General features: G+C 63.8%; 27 protein-coding genes and 1 tRNA gene. 11 read left to right on the plus strand and 17 right to left on the minus strand.

Translation table 11 applies throughout. The features are described 5' to 3' along the window. Nucleotides 1-26: 26 nt before the first annotated feature. The 3 genes from MTR72_RS27985 to MTR72_RS27995 form a co-directional block, all read right to left on the minus strand. Nucleotides 27-701, minus strand: a complete 675-nt coding sequence (locus MTR72_RS27985; RefSeq protein ID WP_341511585.1) for a hypothetical protein — start codon at nucleotides 699-701, stop codon at nucleotides 27-29. 89 nt (nucleotides 702-790) lie between these two features. Further along, nucleotides 791-1,021 (minus strand): hypothetical protein, encoded by a 231-nt coding sequence (locus tag MTR72_RS27990; protein ID WP_341511586.1) that lies wholly within the window; start codon nucleotides 1,019-1,021, stop codon nucleotides 791-793. Continuing rightward, nucleotides 979-1,067, minus strand: a tRNA-Leu gene (locus tag MTR72_RS27995). The genes MTR72_RS27990 and MTR72_RS27995 overlap by 43 nt, the downstream gene beginning before the upstream one ends. Nucleotides 1,068-1,240: 173 nt before the next feature. Between MTR72_RS27995 and MTR72_RS28000 the strand changes: the two genes are divergently transcribed. Next, on the plus strand, nucleotides 1,241-1,654 hold the full coding sequence (locus MTR72_RS28000; RefSeq protein ID WP_341511587.1) for a twin-arginine translocation pathway signal: 414 nt from the start codon (nucleotides 1,241-1,243) through the stop codon (nucleotides 1,652-1,654). Between the two features lie 38 nt (nucleotides 1,655-1,692). Here the strand turns inward: MTR72_RS28000 and MTR72_RS28005 are convergent, their stop codons facing one another. Together MTR72_RS28005 and MTR72_RS28010 are read right to left on the minus strand one after the other, a co-directional pair. Continuing rightward, nucleotides 1,693-2,895, minus strand: a complete 1,203-nt coding sequence (locus MTR72_RS28005) for an FAD-dependent monooxygenase (protein ID WP_341511588.1) — start codon at nucleotides 2,893-2,895, stop codon at nucleotides 1,693-1,695. Nucleotides 2,896-2,913: 18 nt separating this feature from the next. After that, entirely contained in the window at nucleotides 2,914-3,159 is a 246-nt protein-coding gene (locus tag MTR72_RS28010) for a zinc-finger domain-containing protein (RefSeq protein WP_007602543.1), read from the minus strand. Between the two features lie 291 nt (nucleotides 3,160-3,450). On the opposite strand from MTR72_RS28010, the gene MTR72_RS28015 reads away from it, so the two are divergent. Next, nucleotides 3,451-4,587: a hypothetical protein gene (locus MTR72_RS28015; RefSeq protein WP_341511589.1), complete on the plus strand. Its 1,137-nt coding sequence runs from the start codon at nucleotides 3,451-3,453 to the stop codon at nucleotides 4,585-4,587. A 34-nt stretch (nucleotides 4,588-4,621) separates the two neighbouring features. After that, on the plus strand, nucleotides 4,622-5,377 hold the full coding sequence (locus tag MTR72_RS28020; protein ID WP_280970101.1) for an alpha/beta fold hydrolase: 756 nt from the start codon (nucleotides 4,622-4,624) through the stop codon (nucleotides 5,375-5,377). Here the strand turns inward: MTR72_RS28020 and MTR72_RS28025 are convergent. Continuing rightward, nucleotides 5,363-6,739, minus strand: coding sequence for a hypothetical protein (locus tag MTR72_RS28025; RefSeq protein WP_341511590.1), 1,377 nt, complete (start codon nucleotides 6,737-6,739; stop codon nucleotides 5,363-5,365). The genes MTR72_RS28020 and MTR72_RS28025 overlap by 15 nt on opposite strands. Before the next feature lie 276 nt (nucleotides 6,740-7,015). Between MTR72_RS28025 and cysE the strand changes: the two genes are divergently transcribed. The 3 genes from cysE to MTR72_RS28040 all read left to right on the plus strand — a co-directional run bounded on the left by cysE (nucleotide 7,016) and on the right by MTR72_RS28040 (nucleotide 8,586). Further along, nucleotides 7,016-7,840, plus strand: coding sequence for a serine O-acetyltransferase (gene cysE, locus MTR72_RS28030; protein WP_280970103.1), 825 nt, complete (start codon nucleotides 7,016-7,018; stop codon nucleotides 7,838-7,840). Between the two features lie 122 nt (nucleotides 7,841-7,962). Beyond that, complete coding sequence (locus tag MTR72_RS28035) at nucleotides 7,963-8,181, plus strand: DUF3126 family protein (RefSeq protein ID WP_007602550.1); 219 nt, start codon at nucleotides 7,963-7,965, stop codon at nucleotides 8,179-8,181. Between the two features lie 207 nt (nucleotides 8,182-8,388). Continuing rightward, complete coding sequence (locus MTR72_RS28040) at nucleotides 8,389-8,586, plus strand: helix-turn-helix transcriptional regulator (RefSeq protein ID WP_280970104.1); 198 nt, start codon at nucleotides 8,389-8,391, stop codon at nucleotides 8,584-8,586. 182 nt (nucleotides 8,587-8,768) lie between these two features. Here the strand turns inward: MTR72_RS28040 and MTR72_RS28045 are convergent, their stop codons facing one another. Both MTR72_RS28045 and MTR72_RS28050 read right to left on the minus strand, forming a co-directional pair. Beyond that, nucleotides 8,769-9,554, minus strand: coding sequence for a hypothetical protein (locus MTR72_RS28045; RefSeq protein WP_280970105.1), 786 nt, complete (start codon nucleotides 9,552-9,554; stop codon nucleotides 8,769-8,771). Between the two features lie 319 nt (nucleotides 9,555-9,873). After that, nucleotides 9,874-10,581 carry a hypothetical protein gene (locus MTR72_RS28050; protein ID WP_280970106.1) on the minus strand — a complete coding sequence of 236 codons (708 nt, stop codon included), beginning with the start codon at nucleotides 10,579-10,581 and terminating at the stop codon, nucleotides 9,874-9,876. A gap of 227 nt (nucleotides 10,582-10,808) precedes the next feature. Here MTR72_RS28050 and MTR72_RS28055 point away from each other — a divergent pair, with 227 nt between their 5' ends. The 3 genes from MTR72_RS28055 to MTR72_RS28065 all read left to right on the plus strand — a co-directional run bounded on the left by MTR72_RS28055 (nucleotide 10,809) and on the right by MTR72_RS28065 (nucleotide 13,595). Then, a complete protein-coding gene (locus MTR72_RS28055) occupies nucleotides 10,809-11,138 on the plus strand; it encodes a DUF6949 family protein (protein ID WP_280970107.1) in 330 nt (109 codons plus the stop codon). A 91-nt stretch (nucleotides 11,139-11,229) separates the two neighbouring features. Beyond that, the gene (locus tag MTR72_RS28060) at nucleotides 11,230-11,760 is read left to right on the plus strand and encodes a gamma carbonic anhydrase family protein (RefSeq protein WP_280970108.1); all 531 of its coding nucleotides are present in this window, start codon (nucleotides 11,230-11,232) and stop codon (nucleotides 11,758-11,760) included. Between the two features lie 140 nt (nucleotides 11,761-11,900). Then, entirely contained in the window at nucleotides 11,901-13,595 is a 1,695-nt protein-coding gene (locus MTR72_RS28065; RefSeq protein WP_280970109.1) for a PAS-domain containing protein, read from the plus strand. 33 nt (nucleotides 13,596-13,628) lie between these two features. On the opposite strand, the gene MTR72_RS28070 is transcribed toward MTR72_RS28065, so the two are convergent. Then, a complete protein-coding gene (locus MTR72_RS28070) occupies nucleotides 13,629-13,793 on the minus strand; it encodes a hypothetical protein (RefSeq protein ID WP_280970110.1) in 165 nt (54 codons plus the stop codon). Then, nucleotides 13,790-14,020, minus strand: a complete 231-nt coding sequence (locus tag MTR72_RS28075) for a hypothetical protein (RefSeq protein WP_280970111.1) — start codon at nucleotides 14,018-14,020, stop codon at nucleotides 13,790-13,792. Before MTR72_RS28075 ends, MTR72_RS28070 begins: the two co-directional genes overlap by 4 nt. A 95-nt stretch (nucleotides 14,021-14,115) precedes the next feature. On the opposite strand from MTR72_RS28075, the gene MTR72_RS28080 reads away from it, so the two are divergent. Then, a complete protein-coding gene (locus MTR72_RS28080; protein WP_280970112.1) occupies nucleotides 14,116-14,409 on the plus strand; it encodes a hypothetical protein in 294 nt (97 codons plus the stop codon). A 103-nt stretch (nucleotides 14,410-14,512) separates the two neighbouring features. Then, nucleotides 14,513-14,884, plus strand: a complete 372-nt coding sequence (locus tag MTR72_RS28085; RefSeq protein WP_280970113.1) for a hypothetical protein — start codon at nucleotides 14,513-14,515, stop codon at nucleotides 14,882-14,884. Between the two features lie 197 nt (nucleotides 14,885-15,081). Here MTR72_RS28085 and MTR72_RS28090 read toward each other — a convergent pair whose 3' ends face one another. The 7 genes from MTR72_RS28090 to MTR72_RS28120 all read right to left on the minus strand — a co-directional run bounded on the left by MTR72_RS28090 (nucleotide 15,082) and on the right by MTR72_RS28120 (nucleotide 21,062). Then, complete coding sequence (locus MTR72_RS28090; RefSeq protein ID WP_280970114.1) at nucleotides 15,082-15,576, minus strand: hypothetical protein; 495 nt, start codon at nucleotides 15,574-15,576, stop codon at nucleotides 15,082-15,084. Nucleotides 15,577-15,860: 284 nt separating this feature from the next. After that, entirely contained in the window at nucleotides 15,861-16,052 is a 192-nt protein-coding gene (locus MTR72_RS28095) for a hypothetical protein (protein WP_280970115.1), read from the minus strand. A 114-nt stretch (nucleotides 16,053-16,166) separates the two neighbouring features. Continuing rightward, a complete protein-coding gene (locus MTR72_RS28100; RefSeq protein WP_280970116.1) occupies nucleotides 16,167-16,898 on the minus strand; it encodes an aspartate/glutamate racemase family protein in 732 nt (243 codons plus the stop codon). A 4-nt stretch (nucleotides 16,899-16,902) separates the two neighbouring features. Continuing rightward, a complete protein-coding gene (locus MTR72_RS28105; protein WP_341511591.1) occupies nucleotides 16,903-17,781 on the minus strand; it encodes an ABC transporter permease in 879 nt (292 codons plus the stop codon). A gap of 3 nt (nucleotides 17,782-17,784) precedes the next feature. Next, nucleotides 17,785-18,744, minus strand: coding sequence for an ABC transporter permease (locus MTR72_RS28110; protein WP_280970118.1), 960 nt, complete (start codon nucleotides 18,742-18,744; stop codon nucleotides 17,785-17,787). Next, the gene (locus MTR72_RS28115) at nucleotides 18,744-20,033 is read right to left on the minus strand and encodes an ABC transporter substrate-binding protein (RefSeq protein ID WP_280970119.1); all 1,290 of its coding nucleotides are present in this window, start codon (nucleotides 20,031-20,033) and stop codon (nucleotides 18,744-18,746) included. The genes MTR72_RS28110 and MTR72_RS28115 overlap by 1 nt, the downstream gene beginning before the upstream one ends. Before the next feature lie 42 nt (nucleotides 20,034-20,075). Beyond that, nucleotides 20,076-21,062 (minus strand): ABC transporter ATP-binding protein, encoded by a 987-nt coding sequence (locus tag MTR72_RS28120; protein ID WP_280970120.1) that lies wholly within the window; start codon nucleotides 21,060-21,062, stop codon nucleotides 20,076-20,078. Nucleotides 21,063-21,136 lie beyond the last annotated feature (74 nt).

Consider the following 21,136-nt stretch of genomic DNA (forward strand, 5'->3'; position numbering starts at 1 on the left):
ATCTCGTCCTCGCCGTGCTCTGCGGCCTAGTGCTGCCGGGTCTCGCCGGAAGGCGCACAAGCCTGCGCGAGGTTGCGCTCAAAATTCTCTGCGCGCTCGGTGCGTTCGTCGGCTTCGAATGGGTTTCGGCCTCCGGCAATTTTGCGATCCTCGGCGGCCTGCTGAGCGCGGTTGCGCTGGCGCTGCTGTTTCGCCCCGGCGCGCCCGGGCGGCCCGGCGATCAACGCCTCGGCTCGCGCATCGCGGGCGCCGCGCTGCTCGGCGTCATCATGTCGTTCAAGCTGGTGTTCTGTCCCGTGCTTGCGGCGCTCTATTTCGTGCCGCTGCCGCGCCGTCAAAAGTTCACTCTGATCGCGGGCGCGGGCCTCGGTTTCGTATTGCCGATCCTGATCTCGATGCTGCTGTACCCGGATCTGTTTTCGAGCTGGCTGCTTGCGATCAAGGGACAGATCCCCAACCAGCACTCGGTCTATATCGAGGAAGCCAACCCGTCGCTGCTCTTGCTGGCGCGGAGCCTGATGGACCATGTCGGGCTCGCCGACAGCAAGCCGGCCGTGTTCGCGCTCTACGCTTTCGCCGCGGCCGCGCTCGTGCTCGCACCGTTCGCCCTTACGGTGCTGCGCACCGTTGCGAATGGACAGATATCCGGTGAGGAATCGTTTCTGGCACGCATGGACCGCTGGCTGATGGATCACCCGCAAGCGGCCATGCGGATCACCATGCTTGCCATGTACGCCTTGTATCTTTGCTCGCCGCGCCTCAAGGAATACGCCTTCTTCGAGCTGGCGCTCTATGTCGCCGTTCTCATCGCCGATCTTCCGGCCGCCGCGCTCGCCGCCGTGCTGACGGTCGCGATCGTCGCACCCACATTGGCCTCGATCTCCGGCAATGCCTTCATGGACGGCTTCGGCCAGCTCGCGACCGCGTTGGTCTGCTTCTGGATCCTGCTTGCCCGGCAGCTCGTGCCGTCGGACCTCGTGGTGCGGGCAGCCGGGGTCGAACCGGCACAGCGCTTGCGCACCGAGGGATTTTAAGTCCCTTGCGTCTACCAATTCCGCCATGCCCGCTTGATCCAACGAGATCAAACACTTAAAGCCCCTTCGGCCGTCTGGAATTGGCGCTTCGTAAGGCCGGATGGGCGCTTCTTCCTTAAGCGAGGCGGCCGCGCAAGGCAAAGCCTCAATCCGGACATCTGTTGTTGCTTTAGGCATTCTCAATCCAAGGGGACTATTGATCCGGCATGCCTGCTTCGATCCTAAATTGCCTGCGCGCCTGCAGTGCGCTCGCCGCGCTGGTCGCGGCCGGCTTCGCGCTGTCCGGCTGCGCCGGCATGAGCGACACGGTCTCACCGGCCTTCGCCGATCCCGGCAAGTACGAATTGTACGATTGCAAGCAGCTCGAGACCGAACGCAAGACGCTCGCCAGCCGCACCGTCGCGTTGCAGAAGCTGATGGACAAGGCGGAGACGGGGGCCGGCGGCGCGGTCGTGTCCGAGCTTGCCTATCGCAATGATTACATCGCCGCGCGCGGGCAGGCGCATTTTGCGGAAGAGGCCTGGCGCCGCAACAAGTGCCGGGAAACGCCGCCGGACGCCACGCCGTCCGTGTCTACTCCGCAGCGACCGGTCATTAAGCCCGCCCCCAAAATTCAATAGCGCGGTCCGCTGAGACGCGGCGGCCCTGCGCGTTGGCCTCAGTGGCGCCAGCCGTAGATCCAGTCCTGCCGCGCCAGCATGCGCTCCGGCCCGAGCGCGCGGATCGCAAGATCGCGCGCGATCGCGAGCGGGCCGGTGAAATGATAGATGCGACCCTGCTGCCGCGCGGTCCGCTGCACGCGGCGGACGCGGGCCTGCCGTGCCCGCCCGTATTGCTTCAGCGCAGCGGCGATGCCGGCCGCGCTCTCGGCAGCCTCGCCAGTCAGATGCTGGGCGAGCACGGCAGCATCCTCGATCGCCATGCCGGCGCCTTGGGCCGCAAATGGCAGCATCGCGTGCACGGCGTCGCCGAGCAGCGCAATCGGTCCTTTGCTCCAGCCACAGCCCTCGGGAAGAGTGAATAACGCCCATTTGCGCCAGCTATCGACCGCGCCGAGCATCATCCGCGCAGAGGCTGGCCAGCGCGGCGCGGCGAAGGCATCCATCACTTCGGACGGATCGCCCGGTGTACTCCAGCCGGGCCTGTTCCATGTTCCCGGCAGCACCGCGACCACGTTGATCTGGCGTCCGCCCGCAATCGGATAGGCGACCAGATGGGCGTTCGGGCCCATCCAGAGCTGGACCCGGCGCGCGGTGTATTCCCTGGGGAGCTGCGTGGCCTCGAAAGTGCCGCGCCAAGCGATCAGTCCGGAGAAGCGCGGCTGGACGTCGGGAAAGAGCTGTTTGCGCACCGTCGACCAGACGCCGTCGGCGCCGATCAGCGCGCTCGCCAAATCGTTGCGACGAATCGTGCCGCTGCGGTGGACGATGGTCAGCCCCTTGGCATGGGGCGCCACGTCCTCGAAGGTCGCGCCCAGCTTCAGCTCGACGTCCGGATGGTCGGAGACTGCTCCGGCGAGGGCCGATTGCAGATCGGCACGGTGCACCACCCAATAGGGGGCGCCGGCGCGCGTCGATGCGGCTTCACCAAGCGGCATGCGCAGCAATTCGCCGCCGGCGCGCGCGCTCATCACGCAGACCGCATCCGGAGTCACGGCCCGCAGCTTCAGCCGGTCCTCAAGGCCGAGCTCGACCAGTACCCGGCTCGCATTGGGTGAGAGCTGCAGACCGGCGCCGACTTCCTCGAGCCGCTCAGCCTTTTCCAGTACGACGACGCGAAAGCCCCTGGCCGCGAGCGCGAGCGCAGCCGTCAACCCTCCGATTCCGGCACCGGCGATGGCGATCGTTCGGGAGCGGGCCACCCCTGACCGATGAAACGGTCAGGCCACCTTGTCTTTCAGGACGCATTCCGGCGGCCGGGCCTCGCCGGCCTTCAGGTCGGCCGCGAAGCGATACAGCGTCGAGCAATAGGGGCAGATGATCTCGTTGTCGTTGCCGAGGTCGAGGAAGACGTGCGGATGATCGAACGGCGGGTTGGCGCCCACGCACATGAACTCCTGCGAGCCGATCTCGATGACGGGGACACCGGCATCGTTATGGAAGTGCGGGACGACATGGTCGGACATCGTAGTTCATCCTGGAGTGGCAATGGCGGCGGACACAATCACTGGTCACACAGCGCTTTTTAACGCGGCGGACCATACTGGGGGGTGCAGATGATTGCTAGTCCAGCGGAACCGAAAGGTTCGCAACTGCCCCATGCTCATTTGCTCATGCAAATTCGACACAATCTTGTCGCCTCGGAGAAGCCCTTCTTTCGTCGGGGACGTTGTGTCGCAAATTTGGCATACTATTTCTGTGGACGGGCACATTTCCGACGAAAGACGAACGATCAGGCGAGCGACCAGGTTGTGCGCATGAGGTGGCTACGAATCAGCACTGCGTTGACCGGCATCGCGGCATGCAGCTTCATGCTCGTGCAGGTGGTGCCGCATGCCCGCGAGGCCGGCGCGATCTTGATCGCAAAGGACGATCCGGCGGTGCTGTCCGAGCTCAAGCTCAACGATGTTCTGCGACAGAATGAGCGTCTGGTTCAGGATAACATCGAGGCCGCGCTTGCAGCGAATGATGCCGATCTTGCCAATAGCTTCGTCGAGCTCGCGCGTGACCGCAACATCGCGCTTCCCGACGACCTCCTGAACCGGGTGAGCGATGCGGTCACGGATGAAAATTCCACCTCGCATTTCGCAAGGCGGTTCGCCACCGGCCTGATCACCGGCAGCGCCGATGATGTCGCGAGCTTGTCGGGAACGGTCGCCGGCGATCTCTTCGTGATCGGCGACATCAGGGATGTGGTGCGCGAGGGCAAGCATCTCGCCATGGGCGAGGATACCGATCGCCTCGTGCTCGGACTTGCTGCCGTGGGCCTTGCAGTGACGGCCGCGACCTACGTGTCCGTGGGCGGCGCAGCGCCGGTGCGCGCCGGGCTGACGCTGGTCAAGGACGCCCGCAAAGTAGGGCGGCTCAGCGAGGGACTGGCGGCATGGGCCGGCCGGTCAGCACGTGAGGTGGTCGACACGCCGATGCTCCAGAACGCGGTTGCCTCGGGATCGGTGCTCCGGCCGCGCGAGACCGCGAGCGCGATCAAGGCCGCGTTCCGTGCCGAGAAGGCCGGCGCGCTGGTCCGGTTCGGCAAGGATGTCACACGCGTTGCTGAAAAAACCGGCACGCGCGGCGCCATGGACACGCTGCGCATCGCTGAAGGCCCGAAGGATGTCGCGCGCGCAGCCCGGCTTGCCGAAGCGCAGGGCAGCAAGACGCGCGCGATCATCAAGCTCCTCGGCCGCGGCGCGCTGCTGCTCGCCGGCGGCGCGTTCGATCTTGCGCTGTGGCTGTTCGGCGCGGCGATGACACTGTTCGGCCTGTTATCCTCGATCAAGGCGACGACCGAGCGCCTCACGCAAGGCTGGTGCGATCGCAGACGGCGGCGGAGATTGCGCCAGGCACAGATCGCGGCTGAGGCCGCTCTGGCGGGCGCGGCCATCAAGGCCTAAAATCAACCTTTCCCCTCACAACGCGGAATATGTGATGCCGAGCTTCCACAACGGCGCTGTCGAAATTGCCTATCTCGACGAAGGCGAGGGCGATCCGATCTTCCTGCTGCACGGCTTTGCCTCCAGCAAGAACGTGAACTGGGTCTATCCGACCTGGGTCTCGGAATTGCGCAAGAACGGCCGTCGTGTGATCGCGCTCGACAATCGCGGCCATGGCGAAAGCTCAAAGCTCTACGAGCCCGCGCAGTATTCGATCCCGACCATGGCCGGGGATGTGCTCGCACTTATGGATCATCTTGGCATCCCGCAGGCCGACATCATGGGCTACTCGATGGGTGGGCGCATGACGGCCTGGCTCGGGCTCAACGAGCCGCAGCGCCTGCGCTCGGCGATCCTCGGCGGTATCGGCATCGGCGGTCTGATCGAAGGTACCGGGCCTGGGGAGAACGTGGCCAAGGCGCTGGAAGCGCCGTCGCTCGACGACGTCACCGATCCGGTCGGGCGCACCTTCCGCGCCTTCGCCGATCAGACCCGCTCCGACCACCGTGCGCTCGCAGCCTGCCTGCGCGGTACCCGTGAGCTCATGACGAGGGGTGAAGCTGGGCGCATCGACGTGCCTGTGCTGATCGCAGTCGGCAGCAATGACGAGGTCGCAGGCTCGGCCAGCGCGCTCGGCGCGATCATTCCCGGCTCGGAAGTGCTCGACATTCCTGGCCGCGATCACATGCGCGCGGTCGGCGACAAGGTGTACAAGACCGGCGTGCTCGACTTCCTCTCACGCCGCGGCTGACGTCCCCTCTGCCGGCTCCTCGTCGCCGAAGTGGCGCGCCAGCGCCATCAGCACCACGAAGGTCGCAAGCCACACCATCCGTGCGCCGTAGCGGTCGTGCGGGCCCGAGATCACGCCGCAGATGAAGGCGTTGCCGAGCAGCGCCAGCGTCACCGTTGCTCCGAGCAGCGTCAGATCGTCGAGCCGGCGGTTCGCCAGCGCGTGCGCGAGCAGGCCGAGCAGCGCCAGCATCGAGAAAAGCGCAACCGGCACGTGCAACCAATTGACGTAGTCGAAATCGACGCCCCAATGCTGCTGGCGCGCGGCGCGCATCGGCTTGACCTGCGCCGGGATGTAGCGCTCGATGATGCCGTAGGTGTGCGGAATCCAGCCATTGGTGCCTTCGCCGGTCGCCACATGCAGCAATTGCTGGCCCATTGCCCTCAATGCCGCGCCGGCCTGCCAGGCCGGATAGTCGGCGAGCGAGTGCACGACGATATAGCCCATCTCGTCGTTCATCCCCTCGAACCGGCCGAGCGTGTTGAACATGCTCTTGCCCCACAAGAACTCGTCGGCGGTCGCCGGCAGCTCGTTGCGATAGGGACAGAGCTTGAAGCTTTCGCGCGGGCAGTGGTCGTTGAGATAGCGTGCGACGATGCCGTCCTGCATCATGCGGCCGAAGGCGACGCCATAGCCGCCGGGCGTCCACGCCCATTTGCCCGACAACGCATGATTCGCCGACACCAGCATCAGGCCGCCCACGATGATGGTGAGGCTCGCCTGAGCCAGTCCCGACCGCGGAAGACGGCACTTGAGGAACGGCCGCGCCATCCAGCCGACGGCGCAGAGCCCGAACAGCACGCCGAGCGTAGCGCTGTGTGTCGCGGCGGCAAAAGCGGTGAAGCCGAACAGCGAGAGTCGTTCGAGGCCCGAGATCCGATCTCCTCCGACGATTAGAAGGAACAGTGACAGCACCGACAGCCCCGCGAAGATGTCGGTGAGCAGCATGCTGGCGAGCCAGGGCAGCGCAGTCGACAGGATCAGGAGCAGGCTGATCGCGACGAAGCGGGACGTCTGCATCAGGCCGAGCACGCGCAGGGTAAGCTGCAACAGCCACAGCGTTGCCAGCGACTGGAGGGCGAGATTGATCCAGAAGCCAAAGCCCTCGCCGTAGTGCAGATACAGTCCGAACACCGTGGAGCGGCTCGGGACGAGGTAACCCTCGTACCAGCGCGCGAGGTAGCCGCCTGTATCCCATTGAAGCAGGGGATAGCCGTTCCAGAATGCCGGCGCGATCATGAGGAGGGGCAGCGCGACCGCGGCCAGCCGGAGCCAAAGCGATCCTGCGGCGCGGGCGCGCGATATTTCGGTGGTGATACTCAAGTCCGGTCCCCGTTCCGTCGGAGAATGCCCGCAATAACCGTTGAGGCGGAATTCACCAATAGTTTGACGCGGCCCGGCTTGAATTTGACGAAACTCTGACCACCTTGAGCCGACACTGCTACCTGGGGGCGTCAGAATAAGTTGTTTTGATTCAAGGCTTTGGCGAGCTTTCGTGGGTCAAGGCGCTGTTCACTCTCAGGCAAGCCGGTCAGGACTTTGTCGCCTAAGCTGTGCTATAGACCCAGTAAAACGAGCCAATTCGAAAGAGCAGATCCCATGGCAGTGCATCAGGTCAATCCGGGTGGAAAGCTCGCATCCCTCGATCCGATCTGGGATCGGGTGCGGAGCGAAGCCGAGGACATCGTGCATCGCGAGCCGGAGCTTGCGACCTTCATCTATTCGACGGTGCTGCATCACAGCCGCCTGGAGGATTCGGTGGTGCACCGTCTCGCCGACCGGCTCGATCACTCCGCGCTCTCGGGCGACCTCGTGCGCCAGACCTATGACGAAGCGCTGCGCGAGGATCCCGATCTCGGCAACGCCTTCCGCGCCGACCTCGTCGCCGTCTACGACCGCGATCCGGCGACCTCGCGCTTCATCGATCCCTTGCTCTACTTCAAGGGCTTCCATGCGATCCAGACCCATCGTCTCGCGCACTGGCTCTATCTGAAGGGCCGCAAGGATTTCGCTTTCTATCTCCAGAGCCGCGCCTCGGCGGTGTTCCAGACCGACATCAATCCCGCCGCGCGCATCGGCCGCGGCATCTTCCTCGACCACGCCACCGGCTTCGTCTGCGGCGAGACCGCTGTCATCGAGGACGACGTCTCGATCCTGCACGGCGTCACGCTTGGCGGCACCGGCAAGGAGAACGAGGACCGTCATCCAAAAATCCGCCACGGCGTCATGATCGGCGCGGGTGCAAAAATCCTCGGCAACATCGAGGTCGGGCATTGCGCGCGCATTGCTGCGGGCTCGGTCGTGGTGAAGCCGGTGCCGCACAACGTCACCGTCGCCGGCGTGCCCGCCAAGATCGTCGGCGAGGCCGGCTGCGCCGAGCCGTCGCGCACCATGGACCAGATGATCAACGCGATGGGGCTTTGATTTTCACAAGGGGCGGGATTTTCCGCCCCGATCGTCCCCAAAATTCTCGGGAATTCATGCTGGCGGTTCGTCGCGTCTCGTCCTAAAACCCCGCCAACTCAGATTTCGATTGGAGACTTGCCGTGGACGTTAAGGAAGTGAGGAAGCTCGACGCGTATTTGAAGCGCGTATTCGGCAATCCCAAGATCCGCGTCGTGCCGCGGCCGAAGAAGGACGACTCCGCCGAGGTCTATATCGGCGAGGAGTTCATCGGCGTGCTCTTCGTCGACGACGAGGACGACGACCGCTCGTTCCAGTTCCAGATGGCGATCCTCGAAGACGATCTCGTCGATCAGGAGTAGCGACGACCGCGTCGTTCAGTCGGGGCCGCGCGGCGCGCGACCCCGTCATTCTATTTCTTTGCAAGAATGCGAGCCGCTCGACGCCAAGCGGCTCTCGCTCGTGACGGAGTTCATCGACGCATCGGTCGAGCGCGATTTCACGGTCGAGGATCTGGCGTCCGTGGCGCGCATGAGGCCGGCGATTTCTCCCGCAGCTTCAAGGCGGCGATGGGCGCGGCGCCGCTCGAATATGTCAGCCGTCAGCGTCTCGATCTCGCCAAGCGGCTATTGTCCACCAGCGATCGCCCGCTGGTCGACATCGCCTATGCCGCGGGATTCTACTCGCAGGCCAATTTCAATCGCGCCTTCCGCAATGCCGTTGGAACGACGCCAAGCCCTTACCGCGCGCAGAAGCTTCGCGACTGACGCGCTGGGTTGGTGATCTGGGGCGCGTGTTCATAAGCTTCGGTCATGTCGGCTTTGCTCCGGTAGCGGCGACTTTTGTGCAGGCGCGGCAAATGACGCGATAGGCCACAAGGCAACATCTGCGAAAACCCAAACTACGGTGATTCGCCAGAAAACCCGACGGATCGCGTCCGGCGCTAGATCTAGACATCGCCCAGTGCGTCTAAAACGAACTTAGTTGGCTCGGGGCGGGGAGCGTGATCAGCCGCGAATGACTTCTTGATCCAGCCTTTCTCTCCATTCACCAGTATCGGCGGGAAGGCGGGAACGTCGAAATGCGCAGCTTCCCAGAATGAAACGAGCTGGTCGCCTTCCTCGGAAACGAGCCTAAGCTCAAGAGTGTCGCCGGCATATACCTTTCCGCCGCTTTGGTGATGGGACGGAGCGGCGGCATCGGTCAGCAAGCGCAAATGTGGCTCTGCGATTTGCGGCGTGGCAGCGAATCGCCGTCCGAGTTTCGTAGCGGAAACGCATGCGGTTGATTCGCGCGCTTCATCCTGTCGATGAAGCGAGAGCGCATCGTAATGAGGCTCAGCGCATACCGACCCCGGTATTCGTTCAAAAGAGTACCAATCGTCGCCAATCAAGCCGTAGGCTTTCTCAAAACGACCAAGTCCAACCAGCGTCTTTGCTATTGAGCCGCCGCTGTTTCCCAATGTCGTAATGAACGTACGAGGCTTGTTATCGCGAGTAATACGCATCCGTTGCCAAGATTCCACCTCGGCTTTACGCGCGATAGGAGCGACGAACCGCGCTTCCACAAACGAATAAAGGTAACTCCCAAACGGAAGAACGGCTATCGCCGCGAGGAAGAGCGCGAACAGATACTGACGACGGTTGATCGCGAGCCAAGAGCCGTAAGCGGCCCCAATGATGAGTCCATAGAGCGGAAGCTGAAAAAGTAGAATCTCGATATAGACATTCATCATCGGCGCGGATCGATCCACCTTTCGATGACCACCAAAACGTAACTTTCTTAATATGAAGCTATTCCAATAGAACGATTGATTGCATTGGGGTTTGAGATCGAAATTGTCCGCTATGGCTGATCCGGTGCGACAGGCCCGAGGTTCGCGATGATGCCATCTTGCCCCTGTTTTGCCCGACGCATCAAGTCTTATTCGAAAAATACGAAATGCATCGTGCCGGCGCCCGGCCACTTTGCATGGGGTTGTTTTCGATATTTTCGGCGGGCGGCTCCGCCCCGTCCTGCAAAGCTGATCTCACGGCAGGGCAGAGAGGCCGCGCTCAGCCCTTCGGCCCGCGGAGCTGCACCGTCAGCCTGTCCATAGCCGACGCCACCTCGCGCCATTGCGACAGCCAGCTCCGCGGAAAGCGGAAGGTGAGATCGGCGCCGTCGGCGCGGCGTTCCGCGAGACACATGCCCGGGGTTGCGGCATCGCGCGTGCAGCGCGCGGTCAAGGCCGGGTTCACGCCGGAAAACAGATCCTCGCTGCCATAGGGGGTCTCGCTGCGGAACATTCGCATCGTCAGCCCATCTTCGGGCATCGTCGTCGCCTGGTCGAGATAGCGCGGATAGATCGTGCTGACGCGCAGTTCAGGCGCCAGCGCATCGTGGTGCGCCGCGATCGACAGGAAGATGCGGTCGATCGGCTGCATCGCCTCGTCCACGGTGTCGGCCGTGACGTGCTTCGGTGCGCCCGGGGGCTCTAGCGAGGGATAGAGGAAGTCGAGATCGATGCGCTCCTGCGGTCCGGAGTGTCGCTGGATCTTCATCCGGATCGCGGCGATCGGCACGTTGAACAGCGTGCCGCCGACGCTCACCGGCAATTTGTCGGGCGCGTTCACCCCGCCAGCGCCCCAGGTCGGCCACAGGAGATAGGCGACCAGCGCGACCGCACTCGCCGCCACGGTGCCGCTGAGCACGATCGGGACGAGATGCGCCCGCGTGCGCATCCTGTGGGAGCGAGGGGAGGCTGCCGAAAACACCGTCATGAACTTGCGCGCGTGAGCCGGGGAAGTCGGCCGATGGCCGACGAATCAGTCGCGACTATGCCATGCGACAGCGGTTTCGCGGAGCATTCCCGGCTGCTGGCAGGCGCGAGGGGGCTCTGCGTACGCCGCCCGGCGCCGTTAACCGTCCCTTAAGGATAATGTAGCGTTAAGGCGCGCTTTTTGTCACAGGAAGGTGCCCGGCGTTGCGTAAGTGCGGAACCGTTCCGATGACACCTGAGACCCTGAATACGTTCTTCTCGATCTGCATCGGATTTGCGCTCGCGGGCGCGCTCGTCAACGGATACCAGGCGATCGCGCAGCGGCCCGCAGGTTTCGGGTTGCTGCAGGAGGGCGTAGCCCCGAAGACCTTCGCAGCGGTGCCGTTCCTGGTGTTCGCCGCCCCCTTCATCATTATGCGCAACACGCTGCGCGGGATGCGGGTGGAAAGCCGCCGCTTTGAATTCGTGATGATGGCGACCGTCATCGCCGGCTTCTGGAGCATGATGAGCGGCACCTTCTTCCTGATGACGCTGCGCGCGGCCGGTGTCCTGGCCTGATAGCCGCGTTCCAGGGGCTGCCGGCACGGCGGCCCTTTGCTTCAAGCCCGCCGTTTCGCTATGCCAGGGTCAGCGTGACAGGAGACCCTCAATGGCGATCTACGAGCTCGACGGGCAGGCGCCCGATCTTCCCGCCGACGGCAATTACTTCATCGCGGAGACCGCGACCGTGATCGGCCGCGTGCGCCTGAAGCCGGGCGCAAGCGTCTGGTTCGGCGCCGTGCTGCGCGGCGACAACGAGTGGATCGAGATTGGCGAGGGCTCCAACTTGCAGGACGGCTCGACCTGCCACACCGATCTCGGGTTTCCGCTCGTCATCGGCAAGAACTGCACCGTCGGTCATAACGTCATTCTGCACGGCTGCACGATCGAGGACGGCGCGCTTGTCGGCATGGGTTCGATCGTGATGAATGGCGCGAAGATCGGTCGCAACAGCATCGTCGGCGCGGGCTCCGTCATCACCGAGGGCAAGGAATTTGCCGAACGTTCGCTGATCATCGGCTCGCCCGCGCGCGCGATCCGCACGCTGGATGATGCCCAGGTCCAGAAAATGGGAAGTGCGGCGAAGTTCTACGTCGCCAACGGTCCGCGCTTCAACAAGGGGCTGAAGCGGATCGGCTGAGGCCCGGCGGTCGCCTTCGGAGCGCGAGCGTGACCACGCACCGCGCGGTTCCGGACCGTAAAAATACCGGTCGGAGTTTTAAGTTCTCACTAGCGTGATCGTGCCTACCCTGGAGCGTTTTCAACCAGGGGGGTGGCGCCATGGATGCTGCGGCGCTCGGATCCGGGATCGATGCCGGAACCAAACTATTGGGCAAGTTCGTTCGTTTCGCGCGCGGTGCAGACACGCTGAGCGTCGCGGAAAAGGTCTACAGCATCGCCGGTTTTCTCGCGATCGTCACCACCTTCCTGCTGGTGATGTCGATCCAGTCCGTGCGGTTGCAGACGACCTATCGACACATGCATGCGTCCTCGGCCGAAGCGGCCATCAACATCGGCCGCATCAACGCGCTGATCTATGCAGTCGTGATGGAATCGCGGGGCATCTACATGTCCGCCGATCGCGGGCGGGCGAAACCGTTCGCCGATGCGCTGCTGCAGCGCAATCGTGAGCTTGCCGAGGTGGTGAAAGGCATGGAGGCAACCATCGGCGACGACGACGCCGAACTGTTCTCCACTTTCCGGCAGCGCATCGCGCAGTTCATCGATTTCCGCCAGGAGCTGGTGCGACGCGGACTGGAGATCAGCACGGCCGCGGCACGCGAATGGGGTGACAACGACGCCAACCGGACGCTGCGCAGCAAACTCAACAGCGATATCGAGGCGCTCGCACGTATCTACAGGGAGCGCGCCCGCGAGGCGGACGAGCTCGCGAACGAGAACCGCTATGCTGCCGCCTATCTGTTCGCGCTTGGACTCGCGGCGCTGCTCCTCGCGGGGCTGAACGTCGTCGTCATGCGTGGCTCGGTGGTGGGCGCGCTGTCCGACATCACGCAGGCGACCGACCGGATCGCCGCCGGCGACGTCAAGAGCGAGGTGCCGCATCTGCGACGCCACGACGAGATCGGTCACCTCGCACGCGCGGTCCAGAACTTCCGCGACGCCGTCGCCCGTATCTTCGAGCTCGAGGAGCTCGAGCTCGGCACCGCGCAGGCGCGCGACGCGGCGATGACCGAGCGCGACAAGTTCAACGACAAGTACCAGGCCAAGAAATGGCAGCTCTCGGCCGCAATCACCAGTATGCCGCAGGGACTGATCATGCTCGACGGCAAGACCAGCGTGGTCGCGATGAACAGCAATTACCGGCGCATCTACAATCTGCCCGAGACGATCCAGGCCGGATCGACGCTCGAGGAGATTCTGCAGCATCGGGTTAGAAGCGGATTGTTCAGCGGCGACGTCACGAAATATGTTGCGGCGGTCCGCGACCGCATCGCCAGGCGCGAGCCGGCGGCCTATGAAATCAACCTGAACGACGGTCGCACCATCAAGATCTACGAGCGTCCGATGGACGGTGGCGGCTGGGTCTCGGTGCAGGAGGACGTCACCGAACAGCGGCAGCAGCAGCGTATCCTCGAGCGGATGGAGCGCTTCCTCGCCACCATCATCGAGAACGTCGCCGAAGGCATCATCGCCAAGGACGCGCGCAACCTGCGCTACGTCTTCGTCAACAGGGCCGCCGAGAAGATGATCGGCATGTCGCGGGCCGAGATCATCGGCAAGACCGCGCGGGAATTGTTCTCCGCGGAGGCAGCCGAATTGATCGAGCGGCGCGACCAGCAGCTTCTCGCGCAGAAGCAGCAGCTCGAGCCGATCGTCGACACCATCGACAATCCCGTTCGCGGGCGCCGCGTGATCTGCGCCCGCCGGATCCAGATCGGCGGGGCCGGCGAGGAGTCCCACATGTTCGTGACCATGGTCGAGGACCGGACCGAGAAGATGGTGGCGGCCGCATAGCGATCGGCGCCTTATCTGATCAGCGGTGACGTGTCAGCTTCCCTCGGACCCGGGTGTCTCTTTTGAGGTCGCCACCTTCTCGTGACCCGCGGCCCACAGCGCATGCTCGTCGCTGCCTTCCTGGTATGGGTTGGTTTCGGCTGGAATGTTTTCGCGCGCGGCGCGTTCGCCTTCCGCAAAGGGATCGCGATCTGTCATCGTGATTTCGCCTTTCTGGCTTTGGGGCGCGCGGTTAGCTTGCTCGATTCACTGTCGAGCCTGGCGCTCTTGCGCAATGCGTCCCTGAGGTCGATGGGAATGCCGTGCTTCTTCAACAGATCGGCAAAGGCTTCATCCGCGAGTTCCTGAAACGTCGCCATCCTGTCGCGCCCCAGTTGCTTCAGCTTGTCGAACGTATCCTCGTCGAACGCGATCAGTTTGCGCATGATCGTGGTTGCCTCCCTGCGTCAAGCGGACGTGACGGGATTTGTTCCGGAACGGGTCCGCGCCGGCATCGTTGACCGGCAAAGGAGAATTTCCGATGACCAGGTCGTCCGCAACCGTTTCAGGCAAAGCCTTGATCGTGATCTGCGGCATCGCTGCAATGCCGGTCGCGTCGCTCGCGCAGGGCACGGGCGGCACCGGATCGGGCGGCGGCGTTGCCAACGCACCGGCGCCGCCGCCCGGCACCAACAGTCTCGGCACAGCCCAATCCTCGGGCCCGAACGCAGCGCGCGGCGTCACGACGGGTACGGGCGAGGGTGCAGATGCTGCGGTCAAGACCGAGAACGAGAAGCTCGACAAGAAGATGAAGAGCATCTGCCGCGGCTGCTGACCCTCGCGTGGAAGTGAGCCAGTACGCCTGTCCCAAAGCTCCAAGGGACATTAGCTTGCCCTTGCTTTGAAGTGTGGACGGTTTCCACACGGAGGGTTGAGCGATGTTACGCAAGATGATCATGGCCGCCCTGGCCGTTGCGGCGGTCGGACTGTCGGCGCCTCAGGCGGCGCAGGCGCGGGGTGGTTTCGGGGGCTTCCATGGCGGCGCTTTCCACGGTGGCGGATTTCACGGCGGCGGCTGGGGCCATGGTTGGCACGGCGGCGGTTTCTGGCCCGGTGTCGCAATCGGTGCGGGTCTCGCCGGCGCAGGGTTTTACGGCGGCTATTACGGTTACGGCTACCCCTATTACGGCGATCCCTATTATTACGGCGCCGGCTATGACGACGGCGGGTACGGCGGCTGCTACGTCGCGCGGCAGCGCGTCATGACGCCCGCAGGATGGCGGATCCGCCGCGTCGATGTCTGCGATTAGGACAGGACGGCCCGTCGCGGCGTAAAAAATAAAAAACAAGGCCGTTGACGCAGTATACCGTCAACGACCTTGCCAGCCCCGGATATTGAAATTGGCTCACGCCATCCGGTACCGGCAAGCATGACGCGGAATCATACGGGCGAATGTGATCCAGTTCACAACTGGCGAAATTTAGGTCGGGGCATTCCGCCGCCGAATCAGCCGCGTGACCTGCGGGACCGGGCGCTCGCATGCGCCCGGCGGGCCGGCTTGCGCCGGGTGACCGTCGGCGTGTCGGCCTCGCTGGCCCGGGTGCTGGCGAAGGACTGCCGCAGCCCATCGACGGACTCGGTTAGGCCCGTGACCTGCTCCGACAGGCGCTTGGTCTCGGCCTGCTGCGCCGCCAGAAGCCGCTTCACGGTCTGGAGCTGATCCTGCACGACCTGTAGCTGATCGATCGACTCCTGCTGGGTGGCTTCCAGCCCCTTGGTCTTCTCGACGAGCTGTTCGGAGGCCTGTGCGGCGCGGGCCTGGAGCTGCCGGGACATCACCACCCGATCGGTCTCCGGCGCGTGGCCAGTGTAGACGCGCCAGATCGCGATCGAAGTGACACCGGCGATCAGCAGCAGAAGGGTTGCGGCAGTCAGCGCGATTGGCTGAGGGCCGAGACGAAGGAGGGGATTGGTCGGTCTATCCTCTGCGAGATCGATCATCGCTGACGACATCCAAATTGAAACTTGGAGGCGAAGACCGGCAACCTGTGGCCGCCGGGAGGTCCCGAAAACGTTACATTTCGGCAAGGAATGGGACGAAAAGGAGGCCGCAGGCCAAAAACGCAATTGTTCCAGTGCCGAAGGGATCGCCTGTTCTGAAAATCGAGACCGGCTTACCCAAAAAAGAACTCCCCGCCCATGCCGGATCCGGCGTAGACGAGGAGCAGGTCGTGTCGTGACGGGGCCAGATCCGGGCCGTCACATGAAGCTTGTCACGTCGTCCGCTACGGGCGGGCGGCCTTCATCGAAGGCTGGATGGTCATGCGGTAGGCAATGAATGCTTGACCGTCGAACCTCTCCACGACCTCGTCGCAGGCCGGGCATCGATACTCGCCTTGGCTTGCCGGCGGCGTCGCCAGTTCAAGCCGGCGAAAACCGGCGCCACACGCGGAACACGTGACATCGTTCTTTTTCATAGAAACCCCGTAGAAATACTGGTGCGGCCTCTTAACACAGGTTAGGGCGAAACTTGGGTCGCTTGGTTGTCGCGTGTCAAAAAAGATTCATGAACCGGGTCGTCCGCACAGGCGTTACGGCTGAAACGGTGAAAACGGTCCGGAATAGGTCTTTACGCGCGGCGCCGCATAGGGTCCGAGTCGCGAGGTTTTGAGCCCGAGCCGGACCAGCGATTCCGCCAGCGTCACCGCTGCGGCAACGCCGTCGATCACGGGGAGGCCGTGTGCGCCGGCTAGCTCAGCCGCCAGGTCCGCCATGCCGGCACAGCCGAGCACGATCGCCTCCGCGCGATCGTCGCGGATCGCGGCCGTGATCTCCGCGGAGATTTTTGCGAGCGCGTCAGCATTGCGCTCCTCGAGCGCGAGCACCGGCACCTCCGCGGCGCGGACGCGGGCGCAGCGCGCGGCGAGGCCGTACTTCATCAGATTATGCTCGATCGGCACGATGGAGACACTGAGCGTCGTCACCACGGCAAAGCGTGCGGCGATCAGGCTCGCCATGTGGAAGCCTGCTTCGCCGATGCCGATCACCGGCGCACGTGCGGCCGCGCGCGCGGCATCGAGGCCGGTGTCGTCGAAGCAGGCGATGATGTGGGCGTCAGCGCCGTCGCGATCGGCCTCGCGGATGCAGCCGAGCATGCCGGGCACGGCGAAGGCCTCGTCGTAAAAGCCCTCGATCGAGGCTGGGCCCATCGTCGGCTGGCGTGCATCGATCACCGTATCGGGCAACGCGGAAGCGCGCGCGGCGGCGGCAATCTTCGCCGTCATCGTCGCCGTGGTGTTGGGATTGACGACGTGAAGTCGCATCAGATCAGACAAGTCCCTTGCCGGCGTCCGAACCCTTCGCCGCCTGCCGCTTGTTCAACATATGGATGGTGCCGAGCGCAAGCGTGATCACGGCAAAGGACACCGGCGAGATCACCGTGCCGAGCGCATAGATGTCGGGTTTCGTCACCGTCGTGGTGAGCCCCTGGAGATCGAGCGGCAGCGTGTTCACCGGCCCGATCGCCTGGCTGGAGCGTGCGAGTTCATCCCAAGACAGCGTGAAGCCGAACAGACCGATGCCGATCACCGAAGGCAGGATGATCGGCAGCACGACGTGGCGGAAGGTCTGCCAGGGCGTCGCGCCGAGATCGCGCGCGGCTTCCTCCAGCCTGGGATCGAAGCGGTTGAAGATCGCGAACATGATCAAGAGCCCGAACGGTAGCGTCCAGGTCAGGTGCGCGCCAAGGCCAGAGGTGAGCAGGCCCATCGAGGTCTCGAAATTCTCGTTGAAGTAGCGCTTGATCAGATCGTCGACGATGCGGAATTCGAGGGAGATGCCGAGCGAGGTGATGATCGAGGGAACGATGAGGCTCGCGATCGCCGAATAGAACAGAATGCTCTGCGCCCTGAACCTGCGGCGGAAGGCCATGCCGGCGGCGACCGACAGCACGACGGTGACGGCCATCACCACGAGGCCGAGCAGCAGCGAGCGGCGGAAGGCGGCGCCGAGATCGACGATGCCTGTGCCCTCGAACAGTTTTGCCAGCCAGAAGGTCGATATCCCGTTCATCGGAAAGGTGAGGCCGCCCTGCGGCCCCTGGAACGACAGGATGTAGATCGCGATCATCGGCCCGTACAGAAACAGCACATAGGCCGCGAAGAAGATCGCGAGAACATAGAAGCTGCGCGGACGTCCCTCCTTCATTGCTCACAGCTCCTTCCGGATGTCGACGATGCGCGACATCATGGTGATGATCAGGAAGGTGATCGCGAGCAGGATGACCGCGTTTGCGGCGGCTGCCGGGAATTGCAGCGCGTTCAGCCGCGTCTCGATGATCTTGCCGGCGGCGGCGATCTGCTGGCCGCCCATCACGCCGATGGTGATGAAATCGCCCATCACGATGGTGATGACGAAGATCGAGCCGATCACGATGCCGGGTTTGGCCAAGGGAATGACGACGTTGACGAGGGTCTGGAAGCCGGTGGCGCCGGCGTCATAGGCGGCCTCGATCAGCGACTTGTCGATGCGCACCATCGAATTGAAGATCGGCACCACCATGAAGAAGGTGAAGAGGTGGACGAGCGCCAGCACCACCGAGAATTCGGAATAGAGCAGCCATTCGACCGGCTGATTGATCAGCCCGGTCTTGACCAGTCCCGAATTGACCAGACCGTTGCGGCCGAGCAGCGGGATCCAGGCAATCATGCGGATGACGTTGGAGGTCCAGAACGGGATCGTGCAGAGCAGCGACAGTCCCATCTGCCAGGTCTTCGACTTGACGTGGAAGGCGAGGAAATAGGCGACCCAGAATCCGATGAAGAGCGTGATCGCCCAGACCAGGAAGCAGAGTTTCAGTGTCTTCAGATAAGTCTTGCCGATGGTGCAGAGATCGGGGAGTTGTGCGATGCAGCCCTCGAACGTGTCGGTGTAGCCGCGGCCCGAGAACGCCGGCAGGAGCTGGTATTCGTTGTAGTCCCAGAAGGAGACGATGACGACGAAGACCAGCGGGATCAGAAAGAAGGCGAGAAACACCAGCATCATCGGTCCGGCCTGGAGCCAGGAGATGAAGGACGGCGACAGGCGCGCCGCCTTCGCGGCACGTGCTGTGTCCGATCCCCGGGCAAAGCCCGGGGAAGCCTGCTGCAGGATGTTTTCGGAGGTGTCCATCACGCGGCGATGAACTCGTTCCACTTGCGGACCATGTAATCGTTCTCGTCCATCACCGCGTTCCAGCACGCGACCGCGCCCATGCGGTCCTCGTAGGAGCCGCCGTCACGCACGGCGCCGGCCTTCTCCAGCAGCGAGCCGTCGGGCGCCTTGATGTCCTTCTCGGCCGGCTTGCCTTCCATCCAGTACGCCCACTCGTAGGGCTCCATGTGCGCCTTCGCGGTGGAGAGCACGGCGGAGTAGTAGCCCTGGCGGTTGAGATAGGCGCCGGCATAGCCGGACAGGAACCAGTTGACGAACTCATAGGCCCAGTCGAGCTTTGCGCCCGATACGCCCTTGGACACGCAGAAGCCCGAGGCCCAGGAACGGTAGCCTTCCTTCAGCGGCTGGAAGGTGCAGGCGATGCCCATCGAGCGCACCTTCGTCACCGCCGGCGACCACATCGACTGGATCACGGTCTCGCCCGAGGCCATCAGGTTGACGCTCTCGTTGAAGTCTTTCCAGAACGCGCGGAACTGGCCGGCCTTCTTGGCTTCCGTCATCACCTTCATGGTGAGATCGATCTCCTCCTTGGTCATGTTGCCCTTGTCGGCATATTTGTACTTGCCGGTGGCCTCCACGACCATCGCGGCATCCATGATGCCGATCGAGGGGATGTTGAGGATCGAGGCCTTGCCCTTGAACTCGGGATTGAGCAGCTCGGACCACGAGCTGATCGGCCGCTTGATCAGGTCGGGCCGGATACCGAGCGTGTCGGCGTTGTAGACGGTCGGGATCAGCGTGACGAATTCGGTCGCGGTCTTGGCGAAGGTCTTGGAGTCCTTGCCTTCGAGATAGAGCACCTTCCAGGGCGCGGTGCCCTGATTGCCGATCTTCTTACCGCCGGGCGTCTCGCCCTTGGTGAAGACAGGCGTGATGTTGTCGAATTCCTTGATCTTCTTGGCATCGAGCGCAAGGATGTTGCCCGACGGCACGAGCTTCTTCAGCGAGAAATATTCGGTGTCCAGCACGTCGAACGAGTTCGGCTGGGTCATCACGCGCTTGGTGACGTCGTCGGTGGTGGCCGTGATGTATTCGATCTTGATGCCTGTGTCCTTCAGGCATTGTTTCGAAATGTCGTCGCCTTCGTTCACGGCGGTGCCGAGATAGCGCAGCACCTTCGGCTCGGCCGACATCACGTAGGGGAAACCGGTGATGGCGCCGGAGCCGGCGGCAAGGCCGGCAAGACCCGCGGTGCCCTTGAGTAGCGTGCGGCGGCTGACGCCGGTCGTCCTGGTGGTCTCGGTCATATCAGTCACTCCTCTGTTGCGCATTGTCACGAACGATTGGCGCTATTGCAGGCGCTGCGCCTTGGCGGGGTCCCAGGTGGCGAGCACGCGATCGCCCGGACGGAACGGGTGCACGTCGAAGGTGGCTTCGGGAATATGGGAGAACAGGGCGGTGCCATCGTCGAGCGTGAGCGAGACGGCGACATAGGAGCCCTGGTATTCGGTCTGGGTCAGCAGCGCCGGCGCGCCGAACGCGCCGTCGGCGAACGGCACGATGCCGAGCTGATCGGCGCGCACGGCGATCCTCCGGCCGGCGTCGCTGAGCACGTTGTGACCGCCGATGAAGCGTGCCACGAATTCGGTGTGGGGATGGTGGAAGATGTCGCGGGCCGTGCCCTGCTGCTCGATGCGGCCATGGTTCATCACCACGATGTGGTCGGCGAGCGCCATCGCCTCTTCCTGGCCGTGGGTGACCTGGATGAAGCTGATGCCGAGTTCGCGCTGCAGCCGCTTCAATTCGCCGCGCATCTTCACCCGCAGGAACGGGTCGAGCGCGGAGAGCGGCTCGTCGAGCAAAAGGATCTGCGGCTCGGTGATGAGCGCGCGGGCAAGCGCGACGCGCTGCTGCTGGCCGCCGGAGAGCTGCGCCGGGAGCCGGCCCGCATAGGGGCTCATTGCCACGAGCTCGAGCAACTCGCCGGCGCGTCTGTGCCGGTTCGCGCGGTCGACGCCGCGCATCTTCAGCGCAAAGGCGACGTTGTCGAGCACGGTCAGATGCGGAAACAGCGCGTAGGACTGGAACATCATCGCCGTGCCGCGCTTGGCGGGCGCGAGGTCCGTGACGTTCTGTGCGCCCAGGATGATGTCGCCCGCGCTGACCGCCTCATGGCCCGCGATCATGCGCAAGGTCGAGGTTTTGCCGCAGCCGGAGGGGCCGAGCAGGCAGCAATAGGTGCCCGCCGGGATCTTCAGGTTGACGTTGTCGACCGCCAGCGTCGTATCGTAGCGCTTGGTGACGGCGACCAGTTCGAGGGCTGCGGGAGTGGCCATGACGTGTCCGCGTGGAGAGGGCGATGCTCCGCCTCTCTCCGCAAGGTCCATGCCAACAGCCCTTGGCCGGCCGA

The sequence above is a fragment of the Bradyrhizobium sp. ISRA442 genome, assembly GCF_038085055.1.
Classification (GTDB): domain Bacteria; phylum Pseudomonadota; class Alphaproteobacteria; order Rhizobiales; family Xanthobacteraceae; genus Bradyrhizobium.